Below are 12,182 nucleotides of genomic sequence, written 5' to 3'. Positions count from 1 at the left end.
CGCCCGGCCCCCGTCCGTCTGTTCGCACACCCACCCAAGGAGACCCCATGAAAGCCGTCGTCACAGGCGGAAGCGGATTTCTCGGCAGCACCATCGCCTGCCGCCTGATCGAAGAGGGCCACGACGTCACGGTCCTGGACCTGGTGCCCATCGGCACCAAGGCCCTGAGCCCCGACGCCCGCTTCGTGCAGGGCGACGTGCGCGACTCCGAACTGCTGATGAAGACCTTCCAGGACGCCGAGGAGGTCTACCACCTGGCCGGCGTGCTCGGCACCTCCGAACTCCAGGAGACCCCGCAGGAGGCCATCGACATCAACATAGGCGGCACGGTCAAGGTCTTCGAAGCGGCCGGCACCTGCGGAGTGCCCCGGGTCTTCTACCCCGGCAAGCCCAACGTCTGGCTGAACACCTACACCATCACCAAGGCGGCGGCGGAGTCCTTCGCCCAGATGGCCAACGACTCCGGCCCCAGCCGCATCTGCTCCCTGCGCTACTACAACGCCTACGGCCCCGGCCAGTCGCTGCTCCCCATCCGCAAGATCGTCCCCGCCTTCGCCGCTCAGGCCATGCGGGGCCTGCCCATCCAGGTGTACGGCGACGGCGAGCAGATCGTGGACATGGTCTTCTCCCACGACCTCGCCGACATGACCATCCGCTTCACCCGCACCGAGCGCACCGACGTGATCCCGGACTGCGGCAGCGGCATCAGCGTCAGCGTCAACGAGGTGGCCACCGCGGTCAACGAACACTTCGGCAACGCCGCCGGCATCCAGCACCTGCCGATGCGCCCCGGCGAGGTGCCCCGCACCGTTCTCACCGCCGACATGACCGAGCTGCGCGATGTCCTCGGCGATCTGCGGCTGAGCGATTACACCACCTCCCTGGCCGAGACCCTCAACTGGTACGCCCGGCTGCCCGCCGAGCAGATCGACAAGACCGTGGCCTTCTACGGATGGCAGGTGTGAGCGCATCCGGCCCCGCACCCGGCGCCGGGCACCGGCCGGCCTCGGTGCTGGTGGTGGTCGCCCACCCCGACGACGCGGAGATCGCCGCCGGCGGCACCATCGCCCACCTCGGCGCACACGGCGTCCGGGTGGTCACCGCCGTCCTCTCGCTGCCGGAGTCCGGAGCCGGGGCCGAGCAGCGCACCCGGCACACCGAGCAGGCGGCCGCGACCCTCGGCTACGAACTGCGCTGGCCGACCGGCGGCAAAAACCGGCAGGTCGCCGACATCGGGGAGATCGTCCTGGTGGCCGCGGTGGACCGGCTGATCGCCGACGTCGCCCCCCGGGCGGTGCTCACCCACTGGAGCGGCGACGGCCACGCCGACCACCGCCTCACCGCCCGGGCGGTGGCCGCCGCCACCCGCACCTGCCGCGTCGACCTCTACGGGATGCGGCCGGGCGAGATGCGCACCCCGGCGTTCTCCCGCTTCGCCCCCCAGGCGTTCGTCGACATCACCGCATACGCCGCGGCCAAGCGGCGCGCCCTGGAACCCTTCGGCGCCGCCCGGCCCGGCTTCCGCCCCCTCGACCTGGCGGCGGTGGAGGCCGCGGACCGCTTCCACGGAAGCCTGAGCGGAACCGACCGTGCGGAGGGCTTCGTCGTCGAGCGTGCCCACGGGCTCGGGGGACTGCTCCCCGCCGGCTGAACCGCAGGCCCCGAAGCGGCCTATTTCTCGGCCCCATGCGCCGGCTGACACGCAGGCCTGGCACAACCCGGACTTGACCGAGTATATTCACTCATCACGTCCTGCCGTCAGTCACAATAATAAGAGGAAGCCATCATGGCGGAATCGCAGAGTCTGGGTTCACGGATCCGCCAGCTGCGTCGCGAGGCCGGCCTGTCGCAAATGGACCTGGCCGGCGCGACACTCTCCCCGAGCTACATCTCGTTGCTGGAGGCGGGCAAGCGGACCCCCTCCCCGGAGGTCCTGGAACAGATCGCCGCCCGGCTCGGCTGCGCCCCCGGACACCTCCTGGAACTGCTCGCGACCGAACGGCACGACACCCTCCAGACCGAGTTGCGCTACGCGGAGATCAGCCTGCGCAACGGTGACCCGAAGACAGCCCTGGACACCTATGCCGCAGTCCGCGACGAGGCCGCCGCAGCGGGGAAGGACGCCGTCCGGCTGTCCGCCGAGTACGGCGTGGCCCAGGCCCTGGAGCACGACGGCAGGCTGGAGGAGGCCGCCGACCACTACCAGGCGCTGCTGGACCAGGCCGGCTACGGGCAGTCCCTGGTCCCGCGGCTCGCGGTGGCGGTGGCGCTGTGCCGCTGCTACCGGGAGATGGGCGATCTGGCCCACGCGATCGACCTGGCCACCGCCACCCTGGAAGAGGCCCGCGGGCTCCAGCTCACGCCGACCGTGCTGGGCGTCGAACTGCTGGCCACGCTCGTCGGCCTGCACTGCGAGCGCGGCGACCTGCACCGCGCGGCCGCTCTGGCCCGCACTGCCATCGAGGAAGCGGAGGGGGTCAGCGACCGCAAGGCCCTGGGCGCCGCGTACTGGAACGCCGGCGTGGTGGCGCACCGCAACGGCGCCTCCGCCGACGCCCTGCTGCTGCTGGAACGGGCCCTGGCCATCTACTCCGAGGGCGACGACGCCCGGGCGCTGTCCCGGCTGCGCAACGCCTACGCGTCGGTGCTGATGCAGGCGCCGGACGGCGACCTCGCGGAGGCCAAGGCGCAGCTGACCCGCAGCGCCGAGAGCCTGGCAGACCACGGCAGCACCATCGACATGGCGTACTGCGAGACCGCGCTGGCCCGCGCGTGCCTGCTGGAGTCCGACGCCGGCCAGGCCGAGCGGCACGCCCGGCGGGCACTGGAACTGCTGGGCGGCGAACACCGGCTGGAGACCGCGCGCACCCTCCTGGTGCTTGCGGGCGCCCAACTGCAGCTCGGGGACGCGGCGGCGGCCGAAGCCGGCTGCGAGCGGGCCGCACTGCTGCTGGAGGCCTCCGGGGCGGACCGGCAGGCGGCTTCCGCCTGGAACGACCTCGGGGACCTGCTGGAGCGCTCGGGACACGCCGACCGTGCCCTGGGGGCGTACCGGCAGAGCCTGCGCTGCCTCGGCCAGCGCAGCAGCCTGCTCCCGTCCACGGACCAAGCGGCCGTCACGGAGGCCTCCGGCGCGCGAACAGCCGCCCCGGGGTCCGCCGGTCACAAGCGATCGACCCGGGCATAGATCGGTTGCTGAACCAGTGTTGATCGCCGGCGCCTAACGTCGAAGGAGACCGCGCAGGAAAGGAGCGGCCGCCCCTTTTCCGGCACCGTTCATCGGTCCTCCCCGACGAAAGCAGATGCTCAGCATGTCGTACGCCTCCAGCCGCCCCACCGGTGCCCGCACGCCCGGCGGGGCCGTCACCGGCCCGTTCCACCACCGAGCCGCCCGGGCCGTTGTCCTGGCCCTGCTGCTGGCGGTGCTCCCCGCCTCGCTCGCCACGGCACCGGCGCCGGAGTTCCGCGACGCGCTGACCGCGATCGAAACCACCTCGCCCACCACCGACATACCCCTCTGCTGCTGACGTGACCCGTCCATAGCAGTGCACCATCCTTCAATCAACCACCGGCAGACCACCGGTGGTGACCGTCAAGGAGGACCTCCCATGTATCAGCTGCGCCGCGCCTGTACGGCACTCGCCCTGACACTGCTCGCCGCGACCGCCCTGGGGGCCGCCGGATCCGCCGGTCTGGCACACACCCGCACACCCGCGGGCGAGCACGGCATCGTCCAGGCCGACGGGCGGACCGAGGTCAACAACACCGGATCCAGCTACAATCCGCCGGGCGCGAAGATGTGATCCACGGCTGACGAACGGCCGCCCGGCGCGGGCACCCCCGGCCCCGGGCGGCCTTTGCCGTACCTTCCGTCAGCACGGGCCGGGCACCTCGGCCAGCAGCTTCGACACGTCGGCCGCGTCGGGCAGTCCCAAGCGGGTGAAGACAACACGGGCCTGCTCCAAGTGCTCCCTGGCCCGGTCCGTCTCCCCCAGATCGGCCAGTGCCCGCCCCATGACGACCAGGGCCTGCGCCCGGTCCCGGTCGGAGCAGGCCTCCTCACAGCGGGCGACCGCCTCGGCCGCGTGCTCCGCTGCCTCCTGCCGCCGCCCGGTGCTGCGCAAGGTCTCCGCCAGGCGGTAGAGCACCTGTGCCTCCCGCTCCCGCAGCCCGACTGCCCGGCACACCGTCAGAGCCTCGCCGTAGCGGGCCACCGCCTCCTCGTAGCGGCCCAGTTCGTGCAGCGCCAGAGCGAGTACATAAAGGGCATAGGCCGCGCCAACATTGTCACCCAGTTCTCGCATCAGCGACAACGCGGACTCGCAGGAAGGGATAGCCTCCTCGGGTCGCCCGCTGCGTACCCGGGCCAGCGCCGCATTGACGGTCGTCACTGCCGCACCGGAGTGGTGACCCAAGGCGTGCGCCAGGGCGATCGCCTCGTCGTAGCAGGCCGCCGCTTCCTCGAAGCGGCGCAGGAACTGCGCCACGAGTCCAAGGTCGTTGAGGGCCTGCCGCAGCGTGTACACGTCGCCCGCGGCACGGGCCGCCTCGACGGCCAGCCCGGCATGCCGCCCCGCGTCCTCGATCCGGTCCGCGCGCAGCGCAATGCCCCCGCAGAGCATCCGCGCCCGCCCGATGATCCGCTGGCAGCCGGTCAGTTCCGCGGTCTCGGTCAGCGCCAGCGCCACCGGGGTCATCCGCTCGTACCAGACGGCATGGGCGAACGGGCTGACCGCGAGCAGCAGGTCCACCGCACTGCCGAGCCGGTCCTGCGCGGCGTCCGGCAGACGCAGCGTGACGGTACTCAACGCCGCCGCGACCAGGCCGTCGATCTCGGCCACCACCCAGGCACGCGCGGCGTGAACGTCGTGGAACTTGAGCCCGTCCGATCTCAGTGGGCCGAACGCGTCCGCCACCGCATCTCCGGGAATCGCGTGCGGGAACGCGCTGGCGGCCGTCGCCAGGAGGAAGTCAAGCAGCCTGCCGAGGGCCGCCGCCGCCTCCCCGGGGTCGTGTGACTCCGCACGCTGCCGGGCGAAGACGCGTACCAGATCGTGATACTCGTATCGGCCGGGCTTGGCGGACTTCAGCATCGCCGCGTCGGTCAGCGACTCCAGCAGGACCTCCGCGGTGGCCTCATCGACACCCATCGCGGCAGCCGCCGCCCGCGCTCCGATGTCCGCCGCACCGGCCAGGGCCACCAGCCGGAACGCCCGCGCCTGCGCGGCGGTGAGCTGCTGGTAACCCAGCTCGAAGACGGCGTCGATGGCCAGAGCGCCGATCCGCAGCTCGGCGATACGCCGCTGCTCGTCCGCCAGGCGCGCGGTCAGCGTCGCCGCCGACCAGGCGGGCCGCGCCGCCAGCCGGGTGGCCACGATGCGCACCGCGAGCGGCAGATGGCCGCAGGCCTCGACCAGCTTCAGTGCGTCCTCCTGCTGCGCCTCGAGCCGCTCTCGGCCGATGATCGAGCCGAGCAGGTCCAGCGCCTCCTCGGAACGGAACGGCTCCAGCAGGAGCTGATCCGTCAACGGAAGGTCGAACATGGGCGATCTGCTGGTGAGGATGACGGCGCAGCTGGACGAACCCGGAATCAACTCGCGGATCTGGGCGGCGTCCCGGGCGTTGTCCAGGACGATCAGCAGCCGTCGTCCGTCGACCAGCGACCGGAACAGCCGACAGCGGTCTTCGACGCCGTCTGGCACCTCACCCTCGGGGACGCCCAGCGCGGCCAGGAATCCGGCAAGGACGAAGCCCGGTTTCGCCGGGTCGGCTCCGCTGCCCCGCAGGTCGACGTGGAGCTGACCGTCGGGGTAGTGGGTGCGGGCCCGATGGGCGATATGCAGGGTGAGGCACGTCTTGCCGACGCCCCCCATCCCGGCGGCGGCCAGCACGACCGGCGTCCGGCGCACCGGTTCGGTGAGCAGCGCGAGCCAGGCGTCGACCTGATCGGCTCGGCCGACGAAGTCCGGTGCGTCGTAGGGGAGCTGGGCGGGCACCGGCTGCCACGCGGAGGACACGACAACCGGGACCGACGTCTCCCGCCGGCCGGCCTCGCCGTTGTCGCCGTCGCCGCTGTCGTCGACCGGCGGCGCGCAGTCGCCCTCCGTGCCCTTCTCCGGCGGCATCGGCTGAGGCTGCGCCGGTTTCGATCGGGTCCGGCCGGGTCCGGTCAGAGTGGGGTCGCCGGCCAGGATCCTCCGGTGCACCTCAGCCAGTTCCGGACCGGGCTCGATGCCCTGCTCTTCGATCAGCAGGTCCCGCACTCGGCTGAACACCGCGAGGGCGTCGGCCTGACGCCCCGCCCCGTAGAGCGCGCGCATCAGCAGACCGTAGGGGCGTTCACGCAGCGGGTGGGCGTCGGTCAGCTCGACCAGGTCCGGGACGGCCGAGCGGTGATGGCCCAACGCCAGGGCGAGCTCGAAGCGTTTTTCGCACAGCGTCAGCCGCAGCTCCTCGAGCCGGACGCGCTGCCGTTCGGCGAACGGCCCGGGCACCCCGGCCAGTGGCTCCCCCTGCCACAGGTCCAGGGCCCGTGCCAGCAACTGCGCGGCCTCCGGCACCCGGTCACCGGCCGCGGCGCGGGCGGCCCCGGCAGCCAGCTCCTCGACACGGTGCAGATCCAGTGCCCCGACCGGCACGACCAGCCGGTAGCCGTCACCGGCCAGTTCCAGGACGGTCGGCGCGGCGCCCTCCGACTCCAGCAGCTTGCGCAGCCGCCAGACGTAGGTGCGGATGGTGGTCACCGCCCGGGTGGGCGGCGCGTCCGCCCAGAGCGCGCCGACGATCTGAGCCATGGACACGGGCTGGTTGGCGCGCAGAAGCAGAAGCGACAACAACGCCTGCTGCTGCGGTGGTCCCACGCGCAGCTCTACGTCCCCCCGGTGTGCGCGGACCGCGCCGAGTATTTCGAACTGGAATGCTCCAGCCACCCGCTGTCTCCCCTCGCAACGGACAGTAAGGCGAACGGACATGATCGCTCGCGGATACCCTTAAGACGGCATCGGCCGGACCGGGGATCCAACTTTTTGACAGAGTTGAGTCGGGGAAATCAGGCGCACGTGGCGGGTACAGCCACGGCGGCACGGTGGGAAGACGTGCCATCACGTACTGCGTCCAGAGGCCGACACCGGGACCGTGCTTGCTCGCCGGCCCCGTCCGCCCCGCCGAGCGTGCACGGCTATGCCATTCCCACCTCGGCGGAGGGGGTGTGCGCCCGCCCGGCTCTCAGCGATGGTGTGAAAGACGTTCCCCTACGTGCCGATCGCGGTGCTGGTGGTGCCGGGCTTCGCGGCGGCGTGGTGGACGGCGTCGTCTCGGTATGCTCCCCGTCGGCCGGCACGGCCAGGGCGAGGCCGGCGCACAACCCCCGCACCGGGCAGATGGTCTGCGTGTTTGTGGCAGGTTGCAGCGGCACCGCTCCGGCAGGGGCCGCGGGCTACCGCGGCCGGCCGAGGAGCCGCTGGTGGACTTTTCGGACGGGGCACAAGGTCCGCTTTGACCTCTCACGGCCGGTGCGGCCGCCGCCAAGGAGGCAGAGTGGCTGCAGCAGGCGGCCGCCGGGCTGCTCGTCACGGCCGGCTGCAGCAGGTTGCTCGGCCCGGCCACGACCTATGCGGGGCCGGCGGGTGGGCTCACCGAGCGGCGTTCAGCGGCACAGGGTGCGCAGAGCGGTGAGACAGTCCTCGGCCCGGCGCTGGGGCTCGGTGTCGGTGCCGGCCCAGGCGATCCGGGCGTCTGGCCGGATCAGGACGGCGGTGACGTCCCGCCAGACCGGATTCGACTGCTCGGCATTGACGACTACCGTCCGGCGGTCCAGGCCGGGCGCCGAACACGGCGTCCGCGTTCCGCCGAGATCCAGCAGTAGTGGTCGGCCGTGGTGCATCAGCGGGTGGGCGGTGGGTACGCCGGCTGTGTCCAGGGCGAGGCCGGCCAGTCGGGTGCCGGTCAGCGAGTGCGCGCCGGGTGCGATGCCGGCGGGGAGCGGGTCGTCGAAGCCGGCGATCCGGCGGGCCCACTGGCGGTTGGTCCGCGGTTCGGTGAGCGCGGCGGACCAGACCTCGCGCAGCGCGATCTGCTCCGGGCTCGCCGCCGCGAACAGGGCCAGTTGCGCACGGGTGTTGTCGATGACGACGCGGGCGGCCGGCCGCCGCTCCGTGTCGTAGCTGTCGAGTAGTCCGTCGGGTGCCCGGCCCTGGAGGGTGGCGGCCAGCTTCCAGCCCAGGTTGGTGGCGTCCTGGATACCGAGGTTCATGCCCTGCCCACCGGCGGGGAAGAACATGTGCGCCGCGTCCCCGGCCACCAGCACCCGTCCGGCCCGGTACCGCGCGGCCTGGCGGGTGGCGTTGCCGTAGCGCGAGAGCCACCGGGGGTTGCGGATGCCCAGGTCCCGTCCCACCAGCGCGCGGGTCTGCTCGCGCACCTCCTCCACGGTCAGCGGTTCGCCGGTGCCGTGGTGCATGGTGGCCGTGGACAGGCCCGCCAGTCGGTGGACGCCGTCGCCGATCGGGGCCGCCAGGAACGAACCGGCCGGCCCGGTGGCGGCGAGCGGCGCGGCTGGCGGATCGTCGAGTTCGACGTCGGCGAGCCACCCGGTCAGAGTGGTGTCCTGACCGGGGAAGTCGATGCCGGCCGCCTGGCGCACCGCGCTGCGGGTGCCGTCGCAGCCCACCATCCAGCGGGCCTGCACGGTCCGATGAGTGCCGCCGGCCCGGATCACCACCTCGACGGCGTCCGGCCCCTGGGTGAGCGAGACGACCTCCTCCCCGCGCAGGACCCGGGCGCCCACGGCGACCGCGTGCTCCTCCAGGAGCTGTTCGGTGACGGACTGACCGAGCGCCAGCATGAAGGGGTGCACCGCCCCGACTGTGGAGAAGTCCAGCCGGGTGGTCGCCGCTCCGAAGTGGCCGGTCGGCACCGGGGTGCCGCGCTCGATGAACCGCTCCGCGAGGCCGCGGGTGGCGAAGGTGTCGAGCGTGCCGGCCTGCATGCCGACCGCGCGCGACCGTCCGTCCGGTGCCGCCCGGCGTTCCACGACGGTCACCTCCACCCCGTGCAGGCGCAACTCCGCGGCGAGCCAGAGCCCCACTGGGCCGGCCCCGGCGATGAGCACGTCGAGCACGACAACCACTTCCTCTCACTTTTCGGATGATGCGCCATGACGGCGGCGCGCCGATGCGCTGGGGCAGGGGGCCTTGTGACGCCAGGTGGGCGATGTGGCTCAGCGGGCGCTGCCGAGGTTCCGGTCGGCGTCGGTGCCTTCGAGCATGAGGGTGGTCTCCTCGATGCGGCGGAAGCGGCCGTCGGGGGCGAACTCGGCGAAGAGGTAGACCTCCATGCGGACGGTGGAACCGTCGGTCTTGATGACCTCCATCGTGTGGCGGTCGGCGTAGCGATCGCCGCACGACACTTCGTCGTGCACCTCGACCGAGCCGCCGGCGACGACCGTGCGCAGGTGGGCGATGTGGGCGAGGAACTCGGTGCGGTTCGCCCAGCTTCCGTCGGTGCGCTGGCGGTAGTCGGGGGCGAAGTGCCGGTCGGCGGCCTCGTCGAGGTCGAGGCCCGGGGTGAGGAGCAGGTCGGTGAGGGCGGTGCGGGCGTCGGTGGGGGTGCTGGCAGTGGGCATGACGGTCCCCTTGGGTTCGCGTTTCGACAGAAAGTGCGTGCGCCGAGCACGCATATGCACCGTACTACAGATTGCGTGCGTCGCGCACGCTATTCTTGGGTCATGCCTAACGACGCGGGACACGAGATCGCCGACGCCCTCGGAGCTCTGCTCAGGCGAAGCACCCGAGCACGGCTGTACGCGCGGCTGACGGACGGCCTGGGCGAGGCGGTGGACGAAACCACCTACCCCGTCCTCAGTGGGCTCGCCCGGACCGGCCCGTGCAGCGCCGCCGACCTCGCCGGCGAAATCGGCCTCGACCGCTCCGGCGTCACCCGCCGCGCCACCCGCCTGGAGGAAGCCGGTCTGCTGCGCCGCGAACCCGACCCCGACGACCGCCGCGCCACCCTGCTCGCCCTGACCGAAACCGGACAGCAGGCGGTGAAGGCCACCCGGCAGCGCCTCGCCACGCTCATCGAGGCGTCCCTCGCCTCCTGGCCACCCGAGGAGGCGCAGAGCTTCGCCCGCCAGCTCCACCGCTTCGTCGCCACCGGCCCGTTCGCGGAATCATGACGACGGCACGCGAGGTGCGGCGGTGCGACTACCGGTGCGCCGGGCGCTCTGACGGCGATTTCTGAATCTCCCACCAGGTGCTCGCGGCATCCTCAGAGCTGCTCGCTGCGGGGCGTCCTGCACCATCCATCCATCGCGCCGCGCGCACCGGTACGCACCCGTGCGCCGCGGTCCCCGATAGTCGGTGCGCGTGGCGCGTGGCGCGCGACGGTACCGGGCGGCGGCGCTGCAATCCGCGCGTGGGACAGGCCCGGGCACAGAAGGCCGCCGAGGCGGCACGCGGGCGACAGCTCGGCAAGGCCCAGCGTGAGGCGCTCAAGAGGGCCCAGGCAGCCGCCAAGAAGAGGGCGGCAGCGAAGAAGGGGTTGGTCGAGAAAGCCGCCGCAAGGAAGACACCGGCGAGGAAGGCGGTGCCGCTGTCGCGTGAGTCGTCGCGGGCTGCGTACCCGGGCACCTGCCAGACCTGCTTCAAGGACTATGGCGAGGGCGAGGTCATCACGGAGGTGACCGACGGCTGGGGACACCTCGGCTGCGCACCTCGGCAGATGTACGCAGCCGAGCGGGAGTTCGCCAGGAACAAGGCCGGGATCGAGAGCGGGGAGGCATTCCGCGGCCACAAGCTCGCGGACTGGCGACGCGGAGCCTCACCGTCCAACACCCGCCCTGCCCGCTGACCTCCCGCCCGATGAGGTGGTCCCGGTCACGCGCAAACCAACCCAGTCCAAGGCCAGTCAAGGCACCGGACCGACTGCCGCCCGGCCCCCGTCGATGCCGGGGGAGTGGCCGCTGGGTGCCGGGCGCCATCCGTTCCGGTGTGAGGAAGGAGGAGGACGGTCCCGGCCCATACTGATGCCCCGCCCCTCGGTGCTGACGAGGCCGATCGAGCATTTCAAGACCAGTGCTCCGGCCCTGTCTCATCAGTGGCTCGAACAAGCGGCGGTTAGCGCCGTCCCGGGAAATGGTCACTGCTCGCACGAGGGCCGGAAAGGAGTCGGCCATGCGACATGTGGCCCGGTGCACGTCGCCCTCGCTTCGATCCGATCCTGCCGGCGAAGTGACGGGGCCTGCTGTCGTTAACAGGGCCGCGGCCGCTCTGGCACTGGTACGGATGGTCCAGACCAGACATACGGTCACGCTGGAGCAGCATCGGGACCGTCTTCGTCGTCGACCTCCGCGAGACGGTGCTGCGTCAGCTCACACGGGGCGCTGCCCTTGACCGGCAGCGCCCCGCTCGTTTAACCGCTTCCGCTAGCTTAAGAACCGAGACTGCGGGGCAACTGGCACAACCAGTCGGGCGCGCAGCCCGCAGGTCGGGTCGGTCAGCACCGCCTTCACCATCAGCCTCACGACGTCGCGCTGTGGTACCACCACACCATGTACGACCGTCACTTCTGAAACGCTCCCCAGTCCCCGTAGTGCCATGCGCCTCGGCACATGGCGGCGAGGCCTCGGGGTCGCCGCACGTAGCGTCATGTCAGAGGCATTCCCCGTCCCTCGCGCAATGCTGCAAGCCGGGCCCTTTGCTCACCCATACCGCGTGCTCCGGCCAACGGGGTGTGGACGTGCGGCCAGACCGAGCGCACGAGGCTGATGTGGTGTGCACCGCCGAGGGCCACCACCGGGTCAAGGCCCACGATGTCACGCACGGTTGCCTGTTCCAGAAGGACCTGGCTCGTTACCGCGTCGGCTGCGCCATGAGGTGTGTCGTAGGGCTCGATGACGTCGTCGAGGTCGAGGAGCCCGTGGCGTGCGGAGAGAATGAGCAGCAGGTCAGATTGCAGTGCATCGGCCGCCTTGCGGCATGCCCGGTGGTAGGAGCCTACGTACATGTCTGCGGCGCGCGCGGGCGAGCCCAGTTTGCGGCTGCCGCAGGGGATGACGACGAGTTGCGGCTTGAAGTAGTCGAGATGGTCGTGTGTGGTCATGTCTGGAGTCCTGCCTGTGCGGTGAAGTGAGCAGTGCTGGTCGTGTGCGCGCCCGGCGTGTTCTGGTGGAGACCCGCCTGCCG

The 12,182-nt window shown here is 71.7% G+C and carries 11 protein-coding genes; 7 read left to right on the top strand and 4 right to left on the bottom strand.

The genetic code is table 11. The features are described from left to right. Positions 1 to 47: 47 nt before the first annotated feature. From ABZ919_RS28560 to ABZ919_RS28540, 5 genes are all read left to right on the top strand, one after another. Positions 48 to 965: an NAD-dependent epimerase/dehydratase family protein gene (locus tag ABZ919_RS28560; protein WP_361253203.1), complete on the top strand. Its 918-nt coding sequence runs from the start codon at positions 48 to 50 to the stop codon at positions 963 to 965. Then, positions 962 to 1,651 carry a PIG-L family deacetylase gene (locus ABZ919_RS28555; RefSeq protein WP_361253201.1) on the top strand — a complete coding sequence of 230 codons (690 nt, stop codon included), beginning with the start codon at positions 962 to 964 and terminating at the stop codon, positions 1,649 to 1,651. The genes ABZ919_RS28560 and ABZ919_RS28555 overlap by 4 nt, the downstream gene beginning before the upstream one ends. A gap of 135 nt (positions 1,652 to 1,786) precedes the next feature. After that, positions 1,787 to 3,187 (top strand): helix-turn-helix transcriptional regulator, encoded by a 1,401-nt coding sequence (locus ABZ919_RS28550; protein WP_361253200.1) that lies wholly within the window; start codon positions 1,787 to 1,789, stop codon positions 3,185 to 3,187. A 115-nt stretch (positions 3,188 to 3,302) separates the two neighbouring features. Continuing rightward, a complete protein-coding gene (locus ABZ919_RS28545) occupies positions 3,303 to 3,527 on the top strand; it encodes a hypothetical protein (protein WP_361253198.1) in 225 nt (74 codons plus the stop codon). Between the two features lie 81 nt (positions 3,528 to 3,608). Beyond that, complete coding sequence (locus ABZ919_RS28540) at positions 3,609 to 3,803, top strand: hypothetical protein (protein ID WP_361253196.1); 195 nt, start codon at positions 3,609 to 3,611, stop codon at positions 3,801 to 3,803. A gap of 69 nt (positions 3,804 to 3,872) precedes the next feature. Here the strand turns inward: ABZ919_RS28540 and ABZ919_RS28535 are convergent, their stop codons facing one another. From ABZ919_RS28535 to ABZ919_RS28525, 3 genes are all read right to left on the bottom strand, one after another. Beyond that, the gene (locus ABZ919_RS28535; protein WP_361253194.1) at positions 3,873 to 6,929 is read right to left on the bottom strand and encodes a BTAD domain-containing putative transcriptional regulator; all 3,057 of its coding nucleotides are present in this window, start codon (positions 6,927 to 6,929) and stop codon (positions 3,873 to 3,875) included. Positions 6,930 to 7,645: 716 nt separating this feature from the next. Continuing rightward, positions 7,646 to 9,118, bottom strand: a complete 1,473-nt coding sequence (locus tag ABZ919_RS28530) for an FAD-dependent monooxygenase (RefSeq protein WP_361253192.1) — start codon at positions 9,116 to 9,118, stop codon at positions 7,646 to 7,648. A 99-nt stretch (positions 9,119 to 9,217) separates the two neighbouring features. After that, positions 9,218 to 9,622, bottom strand: coding sequence for a nuclear transport factor 2 family protein (locus tag ABZ919_RS28525; protein WP_361253190.1), 405 nt, complete (start codon positions 9,620 to 9,622; stop codon positions 9,218 to 9,220). Positions 9,623 to 9,724: 102 nt separating this feature from the next. Here ABZ919_RS28525 and ABZ919_RS28520 point away from each other — a divergent pair, with 102 nt between their 5' ends. Both ABZ919_RS28520 and ABZ919_RS28515 read left to right on the top strand, forming a co-directional pair. Next, positions 9,725 to 10,174, top strand: a complete 450-nt coding sequence (locus ABZ919_RS28520) for a MarR family transcriptional regulator (protein WP_361253188.1) — start codon at positions 9,725 to 9,727, stop codon at positions 10,172 to 10,174. A 239-nt stretch (positions 10,175 to 10,413) separates the two neighbouring features. After that, positions 10,414 to 10,848 carry a hypothetical protein gene (locus tag ABZ919_RS28515; RefSeq protein WP_361253186.1) on the top strand — a complete coding sequence of 145 codons (435 nt, stop codon included), beginning with the start codon at positions 10,414 to 10,416 and terminating at the stop codon, positions 10,846 to 10,848. A 795-nt stretch (positions 10,849 to 11,643) separates the two neighbouring features. Here the strand turns inward: ABZ919_RS28515 and ABZ919_RS28510 are convergent. Continuing rightward, positions 11,644 to 12,099 (bottom strand): DUF6884 domain-containing protein, encoded by a 456-nt coding sequence (locus ABZ919_RS28510; RefSeq protein ID WP_361253185.1) that lies wholly within the window; start codon positions 12,097 to 12,099, stop codon positions 11,644 to 11,646. Positions 12,100 to 12,182 lie beyond the last annotated feature (83 nt).

This window comes from Streptomyces sp. NPDC046759 (assembly GCF_040645475.1).
Lineage (GTDB): Bacteria > Actinomycetota > Actinomycetes > Streptomycetales > Streptomycetaceae > Streptomyces.
The sequence above is the reverse complement of the archived record's forward strand: the minus strand, read 5'-3'. Positions and strand labels throughout refer to the sequence as shown.

What these genes read in the sequence shown, in the direction of transcription:
- ABZ919_RS28560 (WP_361253203.1), top strand. Translation starts at nt 48, where the DNA reads ATGAAAGCCGTCGTCACAGGCGGAAGCGGATTTCTCGGCAGCACCATC.
- ABZ919_RS28510 (WP_361253185.1), bottom strand. Translation starts at nt 12,099, where the DNA reads ATGACCACACACGACCATCTCGACTACTTCAAGCCGCAACTCGTCGTC.
- ABZ919_RS28525 (WP_361253190.1), bottom strand. Translation starts at nt 9,622, where the DNA reads ATGCCCACTGCCAGCACCCCCACCGACGCCCGCACCGCCCTCACCGAC.
- ABZ919_RS28540 (WP_361253196.1), top strand. Translation starts at nt 3,609, where the DNA reads ATGTATCAGCTGCGCCGCGCCTGTACGGCACTCGCCCTGACACTGCTC.
- ABZ919_RS28520 (WP_361253188.1), top strand. Translation starts at nt 9,725, where the DNA reads ATGCCTAACGACGCGGGACACGAGATCGCCGACGCCCTCGGAGCTCTG.
- ABZ919_RS28550 (WP_361253200.1), top strand. Translation starts at nt 1,787, where the DNA reads ATGGCGGAATCGCAGAGTCTGGGTTCACGGATCCGCCAGCTGCGTCGC.
- ABZ919_RS28545 (WP_361253198.1), top strand. Translation starts at nt 3,303, where the DNA reads ATGCTCAGCATGTCGTACGCCTCCAGCCGCCCCACCGGTGCCCGCACG.